Genomic DNA, 16,038 nt, shown 5'->3' with positions numbered 1-16,038 from the left:
CTGTGACCTGGGCCGATAAAAACGGTAAAGTTGCACTAAAAGATAACAACCATTCGTTTAGGTGTTTTGCCTGTGTTTACTGTGAAATCCACCGCCGCGCCGGAGCGAGCAATTCGGCTAAAACGCCAACTCATGGCGTTCTATTCTTATTGCTTATTGTGGGCAGGCACTTTTATTGGTGTGGAACTCGCAGCCTTTGAGCCGAACACGCCCACTCTGGCCTTGCTTGCGCTAATTGTTATCATCAATGTGTTCTTCTATCTCCTGATTCGCACCGGCATCAGCGAACAGTTCCGTGACCCCAGCCTGACCATTGTGCAGATGGCCGCGGGGATCCTGTTAACCACCGCCATCCTGCACTATTCCCGGGAATTGCGCGGCGCTATGCTAAGCATCTATTTTATGGTCATGACCTTCGGCGTACTCGCACTGGATCGGCGTCGAATGCTATTGATTGCGGCTTTCACGCAACTCTGTTTTACCAGTCTGTTGATCTACGAATGGTTTGAGGCGCCACAACAAGCAATTTTCGCTTACCTAGTTGGCCACTGGCTCATCCTTGCGCTTGGCCTCGGCTGGTTTATCTATATGGGGGGCTATATCCATAATCTGCAATCGAGAGTGCGAGAACAGCGCAGACGGTTACACGAAGCCCACAATCGACTGAGTGCCATTGCCGTGCGTGATGACTTAACTGGCCTTTACAATCGTCGTCACTTTCTGGAAAGGCTAGAAGAAGAGATGTCCCGTGCGAACAGGGAGAACAACCCGCTTCATCTTGCGATCATCGATTTGGATCATTTCAAACAAGTTAACGACACCTACGGCCACCACGCCGGTGATGACGTGCTACATCGCTTTGCCCAGCTCGCCGCCATGGGGCTACGCAAATCCGACCTGCTGGCTCGTTATGGCGGTGAGGAATTTGTGGTCTTGTTTCCTCATACAAGCACCCAGGCTTGCCAGGCTGCAATGGAGCGTCTGCGTAATCGCTTCGCCCAGCAGCACTATTCCTTTTCCGGCGATCTGCGCAGCAAATTTTCTGCCGGGTTGACACCGTATCAACCTGGGGAAAGCGCTGAAGAATTTATTAAGCGGGCCGACCGTGCTCTGTATCAGGCTAAGGACCTGGGCAGAAACCGTATTCAGCTGGCCAACTGACCTCCATTAATAAACACCCAAAGCTAATCACCAGAAAAAGTTCAGGCATAGCGGGCAACAGCGACAGGACAGTGGAGCCCTGACGCGTCTGCCGGTATGCTTGCTCCCCACCGGGAGAAAAGCATGTCTGAGATCACCAATCCAAGCCTAAAAAACACGGTTCGTCAGCATTTCGCCAGCTTGGGCGACGACGCCCCCACCTGGACGGAAATTCACGGCATGCTCTGCGCCCTGGCTGCAGGCCCCCATGACGACGGGTTTGCCGACAGCATCGACTACGCCCATGAGCTAGAAATGCCTGTACCCGAAGACGTGGCCTCTGCGCTCAATCAGCTTCGCCAGCGGCTGGTGACTCAGCTACTCAGTGGTGAAACCATTAATCTGCCTTGCCTGCTTGATCCTTACCAGGAAGAAGATGGGCAAGATCTGGCCAGCTGGTGTGCTGGGTTTATGACTGGCGTCTTCGTGAAGGAGTCCCAATGGTACGCAATCGACGAAGAAACCATCGCTAATCTCTTGCTACCGTTTATTCTTATTTCTGGGCTTGATGAGGATGAGGCGCTTGACGCCCTGTGGGAGAACACTCAGGTGGTTAGACAAATGGCTCTGGGCATTCCTGAGCTCATTGAAGAGCTATTTTTGTGTTTTCACGGCCCGGATGAAGGCGGCGAGTCAGCCTAACCTCTGCGGCAGCCCTCGCTACGGTTGCCCTGCTCCGCCCCCTTCTATCACTAATCAATGCAATCAAGCGTAACGTGCGTGATCCAGTACAAGAAGGTCGCCACAAGCGACTCGACCCACTCAATGAGATGAACCCGAACCCGAGCAACGTCAACTTGCCGGCAACGTTAGCGCCCTCGCAATGCGAGGCGAATCCTGGCATTGCGTGTCACTCGTTGTCTTTGAGTGACAGATGACGGATGTCGGGTTGCGCCGGAGGCGCCACGCCAGTTGGCTGCCCCAGCCTTTCCCCTGGCGGCGCCATACTCAAATGACTGACATCCGGTGCCGGTGGAGGCGGCGCATGTTCCGCGTTATTCAAGTTTTCCCCCACATCTGCTACCGAAAAGGCACCTGAAAAACCGGTACCTCCGGTACGAATGGTTCCTACTGTCTCCAAGCCGCCTGAGCCCGCACTTGGGATACGGGCCTCACCGGCTGACCGGTAGGACTCAACCGATGTGGCCGGCATTCCCGACGAAGGCACCGGTGCTGCTGCCAATTCGGGAGCTGACTGCACAGCCACCGGCCTGATTTCGCATTCAGCGCCCGCTTGCTTCATAAGCGCCCGAAACTTCATGGCGGTAGCCTGATCGGTGTTTTTCTTGATCACCACCGGCTGAGCCGAAAACAACCTCTCCACCCGAGCATTATCCATTTTGAACAACCGTGCCAGGTTACTCTTCACCGTGGATAAATCGGCGCCGCCGACCAACTTCCCGGAAAACACGATATGGAAACGGGCATCACTCATGCTTCTGCGTTACTCCTCTCTGGGAATTTAGTCCATCTGAGCCGCACAATATTCCGCCAGTGCTGCGATGGTCCGGGACGGGTTTAAGCCCAGTGCCCGCGGCACCATGGCGCCATCTATCACATAGAGATCAGGGTAATTGAACACTTCCCCGGCATGATTCACCACCCCCTGTTCCACAGAGTCCGCCATATTGCAGCCGCCCAGAGGGTGCGGGGTAACCAAATTCTTGAACCAGCTCCAGGTGACTGGAGCCATCGGGCTACCGCCAGTGGCCGCCGTTAGCGCTAAATGGCGATCGGCCAGGCCTTGCACGGCTTTTTCTGCCTTGCGGTAGTCCCAACGCAGTTTCAGGTGCTCACGCTTCCAGGGCCAATACCAACGCCGCCCCAAGGAAAAAGTACCGCCCGGTTCATCCATGGCCTGACCAAACCAGGGCATCATTTTCCCAAAGGGGTTACTGCTATCGCCATACTTGAGCATCGCGGCTCCTAACCGTGTGCTACTAAAGCGAGGCTGTTTGCCCAATCGCTCCAGCCAGCTTCCAAGAATATCCGGAAGACCGCCGTCTTCTACAAAATAACGGGCACCGTTATCCGATCCATCCAAGTAATCGATAGCACTGGTGATGGTTGGCCCCCGGGTGGGTGAAATCTGTCGATCATCGTAGAACGCCGCCGTGGCAAAGTCGCCGTTACTGCTCCAGTTATGCCCCAGTTTACGGCTTAACTTTGGTAGCGTTTTGTATTGATCTCGACAACGCAGCAACAGTTCAGTGGAGCCCAGGGAGCCAGCGGCCACAATCACTTTATTGGCCTTAAAGACTCGCCAGCCACGCGCGTCCAGATCCATGGCGCGCACCTCAAAACCTCCTGACGCCAGCGGGCGAATGGTACGCACGTGATGCAATGGACGGATCTGCGCACCAGCGCTTTCTGCCGCTGCCAGATAATTAAGATCCAAGGTGTTTTTGGCCTTAACCGGACACCCCAAATCACAATTGCCACAATGGGTGCAAGTACCCTGCTGCTTTCCCTGGGCATTTACCCACATCTTACTGTGGCGATAATCGAAAGAGTCGTCGTTTTCCGCTCGCCAATCCGGATCGAATGTAATTGCCTGGGGCAGCACCGTGAATCGATCCCCCGCACCTACCGCATCTGCCGCCTCTTTCATCAAATGGGTTCGGGGCGTCCACTGGCTGGCGGGCAAGGTCTGAACATTGAGCATCACTCCAGTGATGTCATAGTAAGGCTTCAAGGTGGCATAATTAATCGCTTGCGGCCAACCGTGGTCGAACGCTTCTGGTTTAGCCTCAATGCTTACATTGGCATAGATCAACGACCCACCGCCAACGCCTGCGCCCATGGCAATGCTCATATCGCCGAAATTGCGGAAATCGACCCATCCATTTTGTTTTTCCGGTTCCGCTTCATCCCAGAACCAGTTTTTCTGTGAAACAGAGGGGTAATCACTAGGCAGCCAGCGTCGTCCCCGCTCCAGCACGACAACCTTACGGCCCTTCTCTGCTAACCGACATGCCATTACAGCGCCCCCGAAACCACTGCCGATGACCAGCACATCCACGTTTTCCATGTTGTCCCCAGTGTTTTATTTTTTGAACCTGCCCTCTGCCCCCATTACAAGATCTCTGCCATGCTTAGCATGCATCGTGTTTTGCAGAGGCCCCGTGGTCATACAAACATTGCAATCATCTTTTGTACTATTTTTTGCACTATAAATTTAAGTACCAATCCTGTCTATTTACAGCACTTTCCAGTACCCTGATCGGCATCTTTGCCGGCCCACAGCAGCCCCCATGGAACAGATTGATTTCGTTACTCTCGAAGAGAAAGCCCGCCCGCGTAAGCGAGCTGCTACCCCCCCAAAAGTGACCAGCGCGTCGCGCCAGAGAACACCGCGTCAGGGTGCCGTTCGTGAAGGTTACCGCCGCCTGACTGCCGACATTCCTGCCGATCTTCATAAACGCTTAAAAATGCAGGCATTGATGGAAGACCGCTCTGTCACCGAATTAATCGTTCAGGCCGCTGAGAGTTTTCTGCGTAACCGTGACTGATTAGCCTCCTTTATATTGCCCTTTCTTCCTCTCTTTTACACACCCGCATCGCTGTCACTGAAGCGTCATCGCTCTGTCATTCCTTCGCCCCCTTATACCCGCAGTGTTGGCCAAAACCGTCGAAGGAGCTAGCTAATGGCTGCGGATCTGTTTTTGCTTGTCTGTGCCCTGCTGTTCGGGCTTGGGTTTCGCCTACTGTTTCGTCATTTACCGGAGGAACGTTGGCAGTTTGTTGCTTCACTACCACTGAAGAAAAACCACGATGGTTCTTGGCAAGGGCTTAACCTGACTTTCTACGGCTTGTTTACTGGCTTGGCCGGAGGCCTCGGTGTCGCCACGTTCATCCTGTTAACGGCCTCTGCCGGTGTGTCGTTGGTAACCAGCCTTGCTCTCACCCTAGGCGTTCTCATCATCTGCCTCCCGGCGGCGAAAATTATCGCCACCCTAGTAGAGAAAAACCGTCACGGTTTTACCGTTGGTGGCGCCAGTTTTGTCGGCATCATTATTGCGCCCATTTTTCTCTGGCTTGCCGACAAGGCCAGCCAACATTGGTGGGATACGCCACTACCCACCCTGCCCATGCTTGCCGCGATGTCCATTGCCTATGTAATGGGGGAAGGTATCGGGCGGCTGGCCTGCATCAGTTTCGGCTGTTGCTACGGAAAAGCATTACACGATGCACCACTCTGGGCTCAGCGCATGTTTGCTACGCTGAATCATGTCTTCATCGGCAAAACCAAGAAAATTGCGTTTGCAGGCGAAATGGAAGCCGTCAAAGTGATCCCCATACAAGCGGTGACCTGCGTGATTTATACCGCATTGGCTTTATTTTGCTGTGCCCTGTTTTTTCACCAGCTATTTGCGCTGGCTTTTGCTTTGAGTCTGGTGGGTAGCCAACTGTGGCGAGTCTATTCAGAAACGTTGCGGGCGGATTATCGCGGTGGCAGTACCCTGTTCTCGGTGTACCAGCTGATGGCTTTACTGGCCGCCCTGTACGGGGTGGCCATTAGCATTGCACTGCCTAGCCATGGCGATTTGCAGCCTCTACTCGCCATGGGGCTGGCCAGCTTGTGGTCGCCGGGGGTGATCTTGGCTCTGCAATTGATCACGGTAATCATGTTCTTCTTCTCCGGCACCAGCACCATTACCACCGGGGAGCTTCGCTTCGGCCTAGCGGCCGACTGGCGGAGCCAGGCGGGTTGCGAGCAAAAGCATAAACATTGTGCTAAGCCCGCGCAGCGCAACAGCCCCCCAGGCGCCACTACACCAGTGCCACGGCTTTGATCTGTGCATAAAGATCGGTGCCAGGAAACAGCGAAAGCTGACGTGCAGAGCGACCGGAAATACGCGCCAAAATACACTGGCCAGCCAGGCGAAGTTGGACCAGGCATTGCCCAGGACCCACATCGCGCAGGCCAACCACCTGAGCAGGCAATATATTGAGGATGCTGCTGTCGTTGGGCGCGCTAAGGCACAGGCTTACATCTCGGGCAGCAATCCGCAGCCGCACCGGCTCGCCAGGAGTCAGCCGCTGGAGACCAGGTAGCCACAGGGTGTGGCTACCCACTCTTATGCCCTGTAAGTGATCTTCTCTGACATAGCTCCCCACCTCGCCAGCCAGTAAAGCGGTTGCATCCGCGCGTTGAGCCAACACACCATCCAGCCGTGACAGCTCCTGGCCGACCGGCCCCTGAGCAACCACCCGGCCCTGCTCCATCAGCCAGACCTGGTCTGCCAGACGTAGCAGCTCATCCATATTATGTGTGACATACAGCACCGGCACCGTTTGCGCCGCCAAGGCAATCAGATCCAGTAATCCCTGCTTGTGCTCCTCCCCGAGAGCCGAGAGCGGCTCGTCCAGAAGCAACAACCGGGGTGTGCCCAACAAAGCCCGGGCAAGTGCCACTCGCTGGCTCTCTCCGCCAGACAAACCGTCCACGCGACGCGACAGCAACGGCGCAATACCGGTCTGTTTGATCACCTGTTCCACCTGCCCAATAGGGCTGCGCCGCCGCCGCGCCACATAGTTCAGATTGCCCTGCACGGTAAGGTGGTGAAACAGCGTGGGTTGCTGAAACATCATGCCGATGGGCCGCTGCCAAACCGCCAAATCCACATCGTTTTTACGCTCAGACGACAGCCCCGAAGACCGCCACAGCTGATCGGAAAAACGGATCGTGCCTTCGCATGGGTCTAGCCCTGCCACCATGCGCAGCAACGAACTCTTGCCTGCACCGGAAGCGCCGAACAGCACGGTAACCCCCTCGGGTTGCAGGGTGGCATCCACTTGCAGCTGGAAAGCACCACGCCGCCCGCGTATCGACAACGCCAGACTCATGGCATGGCTCCTGGGCCGGAACGGCCACGCTGCCAGCGGAACAGCCCCCACAGCAGCAACAACGACAGGCCAAGCAGAACCGCGGCAAGCCGATGAGCACTAACATAATCCCCCGCTTCCACATGCTCATACAGCGCCACCGAGGCTACCCGGGTTTGTCCGGACAGGCTGCCACCAATCATCAGCACCACACCAAACTCGCCTAAGGTATGGGCGAAGCCCAGAATCGCCGCAGAGACATACCCTTCCCGGCACTGGGGCAATACCAGAGAGAGGAATCGATCCCGTGGCCCGGCACCCGTCACTGCAGCCATATCCAACTGTTTGGAGTCGATAGCGGAAAACGCATTCTTTAGCGGCTGCAGAACAAAGGGCAAGGAATACACCACCGACCCCACCACCAGCCCGGTAAAAGTGAAGGCCAGCGAGCGTTGTTCAACCACATTAGCCAACCAGCCCCCAGGCCCATTCGGCCCCAATCCGATCAACAAATAAAATCCCAACACCGAGGGGGGCAATACCAAAGGTAGCGCCAACACGGCCTCCAGCAATGCTTGGCCGGGCAAACGGCGACGCGCTAGCCACCAGGCCAGCGGTGTGCAAATCACGATCAGGATAACCGTGGTCAGCAACGCCAACTGAACACTGACACTCAACGCCAGCCAATCACCCTCAGAAAGCATCATCGGGCACCTGATAACCTGCCTGTTCAATTAAGGCTCGGGCTTGAGGGCTGAAAAGGAAATCATAAAACCGCTGCGCAGTATCATTCTTGCCTAGCAGCCCCCCCTGCTGAACAATCGGCGCGTACCAATGCGCCGGCACTCGCCACTGGCTACCGCCCTGCTGCTGTACTTGGCTCCATGCCACAAAGGCTGCGGCGGCAGCACCACTGTGGGCAAAATGATAGCTCTGGCCTACGTTTTCAGCGGTAACTCGTTTCACTCCCTGGGGCAGTTTCACATGCAGCAGTGCCGATTCCGCCGCCACCCCGTAAGGTGCCGTGCGGGCATTGGCCAGGGCCAGTGGCTGAACATGGCCCTGGCGCAAGTTCTCTGGGGCAAGCGAAACGCCCCGAGTGGGTGTCCACAACACCAAAGTACCCAGGGCATAAGTGCGAATGGAGGCAGAATCCAGAAAACCGTCCGCAGCCAGTTCTTCAGGGCGACGCTGGTCCGCGGCGAGGAGGATATCGTAGGGCGCGCCTTGGCGAATTTGTGCCGCCAGTTTGCCGGTGGACGCCACCGTCACGCCAATCCGGTCATCCGGATGGCGCAGCGCGTATAAGGGAATCAGACGTTTCAGTGTGTGTGCGAAATTAGTCGCCACCGCCACCTGAGCGGTGCCAGCTGCCACCGGCACGCTGAGCACGCTCATCAAAACAACAACCAAAATCCGCATGGGCTACACCGCGACTATATTGAGGCTACGCTGGAACGATACACCGGGAATCGTCCAGTCTAAGTCAGCACGATGGCCCTGTCAGGAGGATTTGCGGGGGTTCTGGCCGCGGTGCTGGCGGCCACGGGCGCGGGCCAGCTCAATCTGCTTCTGCCGCTCCGCAAAGCGCTGTTTTTGCTCCGGTGAGGATTCATCAAAACATTTCGGGCAGGAAACCCCCAGCTGGAACTGCGCTGAGCGCTTGTCCTCATCGCTAATAGGTCGACGACAGGCGTGACATTGATCAAATTCGCCAGGATTCAGGTCATGATCCACCGTCACTCGCTCATCAAAGACAAAACACTCTCCTTCCCATAGAGAGTCTTCCTTAGGCATCTCTTCCAGATATTTGAGAATGCCACCTTTCAGGTGGTACACCTCATCAAAGCCTTGCTCTTTCAGATAAGCCGTGGACTTCTCGCAACGTATGCCGCCGGTACAAAACATAGCCACTTTTTTGTGCTTTTGCGGATCCAAGGTTTGCTTAACGTATTCTGGGAACTCCCGGAAGGTGCGCGTCTCGGGGTTAATGGCGCCTTTGAAGGTACCGACTTCCACTTCATAATCATTGCGGGTGTCGATCAACACCGTGTCCGGATCAGCAATAATTTCATTCCACTCCTGCGGTGACAGGTAGGTGCCCACGGTGCGGGTAGGGTCAATACCTTCCACCCCCATGGTGACGATCTCTTTCTTTAGCTTCACCTTGGTACGCAAAAATGGATGCTCGTCGTGGAAAGACTCCTTATGCTCCAGCGTCGCCAGGCGTTCGTCGCTCTTGAGCCAGTTCAACACCGCATCCACCCCGGCACGGGGGCCGGAAACTGTGCCGTTAATGCCCTCATGGGCCAGAAGCAAAGTGCCGCGCACATCGTTAGCGTGCATCAGATCCAGCAGCGGCTGTTGCAATTGCTCGAACCCAGACAGCCGAACAAATTTGTACAACGCCGCCACCACAATACTATGTGGGGTTTCCACCCGATGCTGGGTACTCACGACTTCTCTCCCAACGTTGATTCTCCCTTGCTGAATTGCGGGTCATGTTTACTGCCACCCAGGCAGTCCGGTGACGCCAAAATCTCGCCCCCCTTGGCCTGCCATTCCGCCGGCGTATGGGTGTGCAATGCCAGCGCATGCACAGGCCCCTCCAACTCTTCAGCAAGAATTTTGTAGAGCATCTGATGGCGACGCACCGGCATCATGCCGGCAAACACCTCGCTCACCAGCACCAGCTTGAAGTGGGTTTCCGAGTTTGGCGGCACGCTGTGCTTGTGGCTTTCATTTTCCAGGGCGAAATGTGCCACAGGCACCGCCTCGAAAACCTTGCGCTCGATCAATGTCGCTACACTCATAGTCCACCTCGGCCGGAACCGTTTCAGAAAAGCACTGCAGAAAGTACTGCGGATAGGGAGATTATATCAGCTGTGCGTAAGGCGTAACGCCCCCTACGGGGGGCGTATTCTACGGGTTTTGTGTGGTAGTGGAAATCCGGTTCAAACCACCGGGATGATGTCTCGCCAGAGCTGTTCGCCACTTTCATCCAACAAGGAAGCCATGGTCTCACCCGGGCCCAGCTGGCACACCTGACGGTCCGATTGCCAAGCATTCCAGCCTGGCGCATCGCCCCGCGCAAAAGTGCCCCACGCTGCCTGCACCTGATGAGACAGCGCCCGCGCTTCACTCGTACCTCCGGTGAAGTACATTCCCGCTGGGGTATCTGTCACACCGAAGACAAAGGGCACGTCCACCACATGGCAGGCCCCCAGTGGCACACCGAAGGGCTCGCTGGGCCAGGTAAACTGAAACCCCCAGCACTGAGCATGCTGGCTCTGGGCATCAAGTAGGCGCACTGTGGGCACCCGAAACAGACGATCGGATTCCATAGCCGCTAACCAGTCCAGGCGGCTGCGCCGTGCATCCGGCTCCACCGCTGTCTGGTAATAATCAAAAGCACGGCGGCCATTACCGGGCAGCGCACGCTCAAATCGGCGCACAATTTCCTCATCGCTGATTTCCCTCAGGGCGTCCATGGTGGTTGTGCCAGCCAGCACGCCAGCGTACTGGAAGAAGTTGAATTCATCACGACATACGCCAGCCATTACACGCTTGTTGGCAGCAGCGCCTGCAGCGATGGCATCAACCGGCAATTGCGGCAGCACGTCACCATCCACCATGGGCAAGAAGTTCATGGCAAATTGAGGTGTGGTGGTACGCAAGCCTCGATCCACCAACACTTTCAACGCCGCATTTTGGGCCTTAATCCAGCCCTTGTTATCCGCACTGAGCAGCTTTTCGGCGGCGCTGCCGTCGCCCGGCAAGGCTGCCACAAACGCATTAGTGACCTTGCGTACCTGATCCGGGGCTAGCACAAAATCCGCTCCCCCTGACTGCACAATGGCCGCTTGGAATAACTCATCAGCCTGCGGGCAGGCCAGTAATGAGCAGACGCTGAAACCACCAGCAGACTCACCAAAGATCGTCACCTGCTTATCGTCGCCAGCAAAAGCGGCAATATTCTCTTGTACCCATTGTAGCGCCGCCAACTGATCGCGCAGGCCCAGATTGGTATCGGCATCCAACTCTGGCGCCACCGCCGAAAAATCCGCAAAGCCCATGGCGCCCAAACGGTATGCCGCATTAACCACTACCACTTTTTGGCTGCGTGCTAACTCTGCGCCATTATATAGAGCCTGGGACGTGGAGCCTGCCATATAGCCTCCGCCATGGAACCACACCATCACCGGAAACGGGCCCTCACCTTCAGGGGCCCAGATATTCAGATAAAGGCAATCTTCACCGGATTCCTGAATTCCCATTATAGGATTGCGTGGCTGCAATGACGCCAGGGGGTAACGGTCAGCGTTAACACAGTCTTCGCTGTCCGGTAGCGGTTGAGGGGCTTTAAAGCGCCACTCACCCAGTGGCGCCTTGGCAAACGGAATACCTCGATACTCCGTTACGCCCTTGCTGCTAAGTCCTTGATAACGCCCCTGACGAATTATTGCTGTCATCGTCCTCACTCCTGGTTCACACGCCGGTTAGCCGACCGAAAAATAAGGCCATTACCCTAACAAAATACTTACTAAAGCGTAGGCCGAGCTTGCTGTTCAATTATTAGAAAACATGAGCCACCACGACTTATTAGTCGCCTAACCTTGCCCCCCCTTCATTGAGACCATTGCGCACAGCGTTGAAAACCCATTGAAATTTCTACCAAGTGAAGCCTCTATTATGTAAGACCACCGCCATCGCAAACGCGTCAATAAACGTTACGAGCAAGTGACTACCAAAACCGAAGCGCCCTAGGGAAAATCAATAATACTGTTCTGGTGTCTACATCCGTGTGGAGAACAAAGACAACCCGCTATTTGCCCGCCAGTGAGCATCCGCCCTTCCCTGCACTGCGCCGTTCAGACCATAAGTTCACTAACTCGCTCAATAAGCCATCAATCTAGGCCTAACCCTTCGGCAAGTGTTGACTTGCCGCGCCCCGTTTCGTTATCTAGTGACCCTCTGACGCCATAACAACAATTGCGAGCCTATGCCGTGCGCTAGCCTAGCTTCCTCTTTGAAGCATAAAACTGTCGCCCCTTTCTGGGTGGAATATTTGCTGGATGCAGCGCTGCGTGCCGGCGTGGACCTGAGCTATGCGCTAGTAGCATCTGGTATTAGCAACGAGGATCTAGAAGACCCCCAGTCACGAATATCCATGGCCATCGAGAATCAGTTACTGTCGCAGGCCATTGCCGACAGCGCCGACCCCCTTTTCGGTCTACACATGGGGGAAGGGATTCGCCCGCGTTTCATGGGGGAACTGGGTTATGCCAGCATGTCCAGTGCCACACTGGGGGATGCTATAGAGCTGATGATTCCCTTTATGGAAGTCACCACTGAATACGCCCAATTGCGCTTCGAGTGGCGAGAATATCATGGCGACAAAACGCTATGCTTAATGTGGGAAAGTGACCTGGAAGCGCTGCCAACCTATCCAGCACGAGTGGACGCCAATTTTGCGGCCGCAATCATTTACGGTCGCTGGCTAATTGGCCAGGAACTGAACCCAACGCAGATTCTTTTCAAACATTCACCGCAAGGCGATGAGACTGAATATCAGCGTATCTTCCGCTGCAACGTGAGCTTCGGTCAGCCAGAAAACGCCATCGTATTACCCGCCCACATGTTAGATTTGCCCCTGCGCGATGCCGATCCGGAAGTTCACAAGGTGGCCCGCTCACGTATGCAACGCGCCGTCACCCAGTACCACGCCCGAGACAATTTACTGGAACAGGTGCGCTTAGAAATCCAGAATCGCCTGCAACAGGGCGTTCCGCAGCTGGAACCCATTGCCGATCAGCTCGGTATAAAGCCCTGGACTCTGCGCCGGCAATTGCGTGCCGAGAACACCGATTTTTCCAGCCTACTGGAAGACGAGCGCCGCCGCCTAGCCTGCGACTGGCTGCTGCACAGTGAACGTTCCGTTAACCAAATCGCGCTAGATCTGGGCTACTCCGAGCAAAGTGCCTTCAATCGCGCCTTCAAACGCTGGTTCAGTATCACACCGGTGCAATACCGGAGCCATCAAGGCCATCAGCCTTTCGACAACTGAGCCCCCCGCCACTGGCGCTTGCACTGCCCCAGGGTCAGCCCCTGGGCAAAACCATCAACCAGTGTCGCCCCCAACCGGCTCTGCAGCAGCCGTGTAGAAATGGGTAATAGGCCATAGAACAGCTGCCCAAGCCGAGTGACTTGGTGTAGTTCTTCACGCCAGCCTGCTAGTGAGGCGGGGTAGGCTATTTCCGGCTCACTGCTCAGTAACGCCTGGGCAGCCATTTGCCCACTAAGTACCGCGCCGTAAATCCCCTCTCCCAGCAACGCTTCCGTGCACCCTGCCGCATCGCCCACAAACAACACCCGTCCATTAACCAACCGGGTGTTAGGCAGCCACGTCCCCAGAGGATAGCCCGCTACCTGCTCGGCCTGTGCGCTCAAACGGGCAAGGCTGTAACGCTGCAGAGCGGAACGCTCCGGCGCTGCCACCCCATGGCGCCATACATAGAGCCCCACGTTCACATGGTCCCCCTTGGGAAACAGCCAGCCATAGCCGCCGCGAATTGCACCAAAATCCAGCGTCATGGGAGGGTAATCACGTATGTTCTTGCGGGGTACGCACCCCTCGATGGCCATGGCACCGCGCAGATGCCGCTCTCCCAGCATCCGCGCCACAGCGCTGTTGGCACCATCCGCAGCGACCAGCCAGGGGGCGGTGAAGCGCTGACCTTCCCGGGTCTGCACAGAAACCCCGTTAGCCTCCTGATGAAGTGATCGTAGTCCTGCGGTGTCGCAGAACACGGCGCCCTGTTGCTCAGCATTCGCGCGACAAAGAGCATCCAATTCTGACCGTTCAGTCATCACACAGAACCGTGCTTGGGCACTTAGGTGGCGAATGGGCGAAGAGGTATGGCTCACCGCTAGGGTGGACACCGTTTCGCGAACCACCGATGCAATACTGAACCGGTAACGAGCCAGCGTCTTTTCGGTAACCCCGCCCGCACAGGGCTTAGCACGGGGTTGGGCACGGGAAATAACCACCACACGCAGGCCCGCTGCGGCCAAATCCCATGCTGCCGCGCAGCCCGCCTGGCCGGCGCCGATAACCAGCACATCCCAGTTGCTCATATATATACCTCTGATTCCGTGCGATTAGCCGTCGGGTCCTTTATAATGCGCGCCGTCATGGACCCTGACCCATTGACCTTGCTCAGCGGTCCTCTCGGTTTCAGCCACATAAGTTCTCCCGAATTAAAGCTAGGAGATTGTTCATGAAAGCACCCGTACGCGTAGCCGTCACCGGCGCCGCTGGCCAAATCAGCTATTCCCTGCTGTTCCGCATCGCTTCCGGCGACATGCTTGGCAAAGACCAGCCCGTTATTCTGCAATTGCTCGAAATCACCCCTGCTCTGGAAGCCCTGAACGGGGTCATCATGGAGCTGGAAGATTGCGCATTCCCGCTGGTTGCCGGTATCACCGGTACCGACGATGCCAACGTGGCCTTCAAAGACGCCGACTACGCGCTGTTGGTTGGTGCTCGTCCGCGTGGTCCGGGCATGGAGCGTAAAGATCTGCTGGAAGCTAACGCAGCCATCTTCTCCGCCCAAGGCAAAGCCATCAACGACAATGCCAGCAAAGGCATCAAGGTTCTTGTTGTCGGCAACCCGGCCAACACCAATGCCCTGATCGCCCAACGCAACGCGCCTGACATCGATCCCCGTCAGTTTACTGCCATGACCCGCCTAGACCACAACCGTGCCATGGCGCAACTGGCCAACAAATTGGGCAAAACCGTCAATGACGTGAAGAAGATGCTCATCTGGGGCAACCACTCTTCCACTCAGTATCCTGATCTGCATCACTGTGAAGTGGATGGCAAAGTAGCCATTGATCAGGTCGAGCAAGACTGGTATGAAAACGACTACATCCCGACTGTACAGCAGCGTGGTGCAGCGATCATTAAGGCCCGTGGCGCGTCTTCTGCCGCGTCTGCTGCTAACGCTGCCGTGGACCACATGCGTTCCTGGGCACTGGGCACCGACGAAGGTGACTGGGTTTCCATGGGCATCTACAGTGATGGTTCCTACGGCATTCAGGAAGGCCTGATCTACTCCTTCCCTTGCACCTGCAAGAATGGCGACTGGACTATCGTTCAGGGCCTAGAGGTCAATGACTTCTCCCGTGGCAAAATGCAAGCCACCGAGCAGGAACTGGCCGAAGAACGTGATGCTGTTTCTCACCTGCTGCCGTAAGGTTTAGTCAGGCAATAAAAAGGGGCTCTTCAGAGCCCCTTTTTTGTTTCCGCTGTACTGCGCAGCGGCAGCAGGGTCCATACGACTTAGAATCCGCAATGGCCCTTTTTCAATTTCAAACGCAAGTCATCAGTATTCGGAATAATCGATCTGCTGCATGGCCTGTTGCGAATAATTCGCATAATTTGCCATGGTGATCGGGAACAATACTCCGAAATAGCCCACCATCAGCAACAGCACAATGACGAAGGCTGCTTTCACACCGCCTGAGTTGCTCACTGGGGCCGCGCCGTACTGATTGCGACCCTCGCTACCGCGTTTGAACAACATCACCAGGCCCAACACTAGGTTGGCAATCGGCACTAGCATTAACAGGCTCAACCAACCGCTGGCGTTGATGTCATTGAGGCGACGCACCATATAGCCCCAGCTCATCACCATCAAAGCAATAAACCCCACCATGACAATCAACCCTATTATCACGGCACCCACACCAATAGCACTTTGGCCAGCACTCATAATGCCAGGGATCACGAGTGCTGCAGCAATGCCCATGACCAAATAGAAAAGCAGCGTAAGGCCCGCCGCATAGACAAAATACCGCATACGCCCGATACGACCAGACAGCGATAGAAACTTGGGCTGATACGTCTCCTGACTTCCGGCCATAGAAACATCCGCCTTAGGCGCTTGGTAAGGTTGGTTCATGGTGACTCCCCCCGGAGTTCAAACAGCGTTCAAAGAAGTT

The 16,038-nt window shown here is 55.9% G+C and carries 16 protein-coding genes; 6 read left to right on the top strand and 10 right to left on the bottom strand.

Going from position 1 to position 16,038, the window contains the following annotated elements:
• The first annotated feature begins 72 nt into the window (after nucleotides 1-72).
• Complete coding sequence (locus AS19_RS06665; RefSeq protein WP_231483317.1) at nucleotides 73-1,161, top strand: diguanylate cyclase; 1,089 nt, start codon at nucleotides 73-75, stop codon at nucleotides 1,159-1,161.
• Between the two features lie 123 nt (nucleotides 1,162-1,284).
• Nucleotides 1,285-1,842, top strand: a complete 558-nt coding sequence (locus AS19_RS06660) for a YecA family protein (RefSeq protein WP_231483318.1) — start codon at nucleotides 1,285-1,287, stop codon at nucleotides 1,840-1,842.
• 208 nt (nucleotides 1,843-2,050) lie between these two features.
• Here AS19_RS06660 and AS19_RS06655 read toward each other — a convergent pair whose 3' ends face one another.
• Together AS19_RS06655 and AS19_RS06650 are read right to left on the bottom strand one after the other, a co-directional pair.
• A complete protein-coding gene (locus AS19_RS06655; protein ID WP_046961860.1) occupies nucleotides 2,051-2,635 on the bottom strand; it encodes a hypothetical protein in 585 nt (194 codons plus the stop codon).
• A gap of 27 nt (nucleotides 2,636-2,662) precedes the next feature.
• Nucleotides 2,663-4,231, bottom strand: a complete 1,569-nt coding sequence (locus AS19_RS06650; protein ID WP_046961859.1) for a GMC oxidoreductase — start codon at nucleotides 4,229-4,231, stop codon at nucleotides 2,663-2,665.
• 223 nt (nucleotides 4,232-4,454) lie between these two features.
• Between AS19_RS06650 and AS19_RS06645 the strand changes: the two genes are divergently transcribed.
• Nucleotides 4,455-4,712: a hypothetical protein gene (locus AS19_RS06645; RefSeq protein ID WP_011588541.1), complete on the top strand. Its 258-nt coding sequence runs from the start codon at nucleotides 4,455-4,457 to the stop codon at nucleotides 4,710-4,712.
• 135 nt (nucleotides 4,713-4,847) lie between these two features.
• Nucleotides 4,848-5,996 (top strand): prolipoprotein diacylglyceryl transferase family protein, encoded by a 1,149-nt coding sequence (locus AS19_RS06640; RefSeq protein WP_046961858.1) that lies wholly within the window; start codon nucleotides 4,848-4,850, stop codon nucleotides 5,994-5,996.
• Here the strand turns inward: AS19_RS06640 and modC are convergent.
• From modC to AS19_RS06610, 6 genes are all read right to left on the bottom strand, one after another.
• The gene (gene modC, locus AS19_RS06635; protein ID WP_035458253.1) at nucleotides 5,974-7,050 is read right to left on the bottom strand and encodes a molybdenum ABC transporter ATP-binding protein; all 1,077 of its coding nucleotides are present in this window, start codon (nucleotides 7,048-7,050) and stop codon (nucleotides 5,974-5,976) included. The genes AS19_RS06640 and modC overlap by 23 nt on opposite strands.
• A complete protein-coding gene (modB, locus tag AS19_RS06630) occupies nucleotides 7,047-7,733 on the bottom strand; it encodes a molybdate ABC transporter permease subunit (RefSeq protein ID WP_035458254.1) in 687 nt (228 codons plus the stop codon). The genes modC and modB overlap by 4 nt, the downstream gene beginning before the upstream one ends.
• The gene (gene modA, locus AS19_RS06625; RefSeq protein ID WP_046961857.1) at nucleotides 7,723-8,451 is read right to left on the bottom strand and encodes a molybdate ABC transporter substrate-binding protein; all 729 of its coding nucleotides are present in this window, start codon (nucleotides 8,449-8,451) and stop codon (nucleotides 7,723-7,725) included. Before modA ends, modB begins: the two co-directional genes overlap by 11 nt.
• A gap of 81 nt (nucleotides 8,452-8,532) precedes the next feature.
• Nucleotides 8,533-9,486, bottom strand: a complete 954-nt coding sequence (locus AS19_RS06620) for a rhodanese-related sulfurtransferase (protein WP_046961856.1) — start codon at nucleotides 9,484-9,486, stop codon at nucleotides 8,533-8,535.
• Nucleotides 9,483-9,842 (bottom strand): BolA family transcriptional regulator, encoded by a 360-nt coding sequence (locus tag AS19_RS06615; protein ID WP_011588535.1) that lies wholly within the window; start codon nucleotides 9,840-9,842, stop codon nucleotides 9,483-9,485. Before AS19_RS06615 ends, AS19_RS06620 begins: the two co-directional genes overlap by 4 nt.
• Nucleotides 9,843-9,983: 141 nt before the next feature.
• The gene (locus AS19_RS06610; protein WP_046961855.1) at nucleotides 9,984-11,501 is read right to left on the bottom strand and encodes a carboxylesterase/lipase family protein; all 1,518 of its coding nucleotides are present in this window, start codon (nucleotides 11,499-11,501) and stop codon (nucleotides 9,984-9,986) included.
• A 557-nt stretch (nucleotides 11,502-12,058) separates the two neighbouring features.
• On the opposite strand from AS19_RS06610, the gene AS19_RS06605 reads away from it, so the two are divergent.
• On the top strand, nucleotides 12,059-13,096 hold the full coding sequence (locus AS19_RS06605; protein WP_231483320.1) for an AraC family transcriptional regulator: 1,038 nt from the start codon (nucleotides 12,059-12,061) through the stop codon (nucleotides 13,094-13,096).
• Here the strand turns inward: AS19_RS06605 and AS19_RS06600 are convergent.
• Nucleotides 13,078-14,166 (bottom strand): NAD(P)/FAD-dependent oxidoreductase, encoded by a 1,089-nt coding sequence (locus AS19_RS06600; protein WP_046961854.1) that lies wholly within the window; start codon nucleotides 14,164-14,166, stop codon nucleotides 13,078-13,080. The two genes, AS19_RS06605 and AS19_RS06600, sit on opposite strands and share 19 nt — an antisense overlap.
• A gap of 143 nt (nucleotides 14,167-14,309) precedes the next feature.
• Here AS19_RS06600 and AS19_RS06595 point away from each other — a divergent pair, with 143 nt between their 5' ends.
• Nucleotides 14,310-15,290, top strand: coding sequence for a malate dehydrogenase (locus tag AS19_RS06595; protein WP_035458261.1), 981 nt, complete (start codon nucleotides 14,310-14,312; stop codon nucleotides 15,288-15,290).
• A gap of 129 nt (nucleotides 15,291-15,419) precedes the next feature.
• Here the strand turns inward: AS19_RS06595 and AS19_RS06590 are convergent, their stop codons facing one another.
• On the bottom strand, nucleotides 15,420-15,998 hold the full coding sequence (locus tag AS19_RS06590; RefSeq protein ID WP_011588530.1) for a DUF805 domain-containing protein: 579 nt from the start codon (nucleotides 15,996-15,998) through the stop codon (nucleotides 15,420-15,422).
• Between the last annotated feature and the right edge of the window lie 40 nt (nucleotides 15,999-16,038).

The sequence above is a fragment of the Alcanivorax sp. NBRC 101098 genome (assembly GCF_001010505.1).
Lineage (GTDB): Bacteria > Pseudomonadota > Gammaproteobacteria > Pseudomonadales > Alcanivoracaceae > Alcanivorax > Alcanivorax borkumensis.
Note: the sequence above shows the minus strand (reverse complement) of the source record. Positions and strands in the feature narration are given on the sequence as shown.

Excerpts from the sequence above, each read along its gene's own strand:
- AS19_RS06590 (WP_011588530.1), bottom strand. The coding sequence starts at position 15,998 with ATGAACCAACCTTACCAAGCGCCTAAGGCGGATGTTTCTATGGCCGGA.
- modC (WP_035458253.1), bottom strand. The coding sequence starts at position 7,050 with ATGAGTCTGGCGTTGTCGATACGCGGGCGGCGTGGTGCTTTCCAGCTG.
- AS19_RS06595 (WP_035458261.1), top strand. The coding sequence starts at position 14,310 with ATGAAAGCACCCGTACGCGTAGCCGTCACCGGCGCCGCTGGCCAAATC.
- AS19_RS06655 (WP_046961860.1), bottom strand. The coding sequence starts at position 2,635 with ATGAGTGATGCCCGTTTCCATATCGTGTTTTCCGGGAAGTTGGTCGGC.
- AS19_RS06645 (WP_011588541.1), top strand. The coding sequence starts at position 4,455 with ATGGAACAGATTGATTTCGTTACTCTCGAAGAGAAAGCCCGCCCGCGT.
- AS19_RS06610 (WP_046961855.1), bottom strand. The coding sequence starts at position 11,501 with ATGACAGCAATAATTCGTCAGGGGCGTTATCAAGGACTTAGCAGCAAG.
- AS19_RS06640 (WP_046961858.1), top strand. The coding sequence starts at position 4,848 with ATGGCTGCGGATCTGTTTTTGCTTGTCTGTGCCCTGCTGTTCGGGCTT.
- modA (WP_046961857.1), bottom strand. The coding sequence starts at position 8,451 with ATGCGGATTTTGGTTGTTGTTTTGATGAGCGTGCTCAGCGTGCCGGTG.
- AS19_RS06600 (WP_046961854.1), bottom strand. The coding sequence starts at position 14,166 with ATGAGCAACTGGGATGTGCTGGTTATCGGCGCCGGCCAGGCGGGCTGC.
- modB (WP_035458254.1), bottom strand. The coding sequence starts at position 7,733 with ATGCTTTCTGAGGGTGATTGGCTGGCGTTGAGTGTCAGTGTTCAGTTG.
- AS19_RS06660 (WP_231483318.1), top strand. The coding sequence starts at position 1,285 with ATGTCTGAGATCACCAATCCAAGCCTAAAAAACACGGTTCGTCAGCAT.
- AS19_RS06650 (WP_046961859.1), bottom strand. The coding sequence starts at position 4,231 with ATGGAAAACGTGGATGTGCTGGTCATCGGCAGTGGTTTCGGGGGCGCT.
- AS19_RS06615 (WP_011588535.1), bottom strand. The coding sequence starts at position 9,842 with ATGAGTGTAGCGACATTGATCGAGCGCAAGGTTTTCGAGGCGGTGCCT.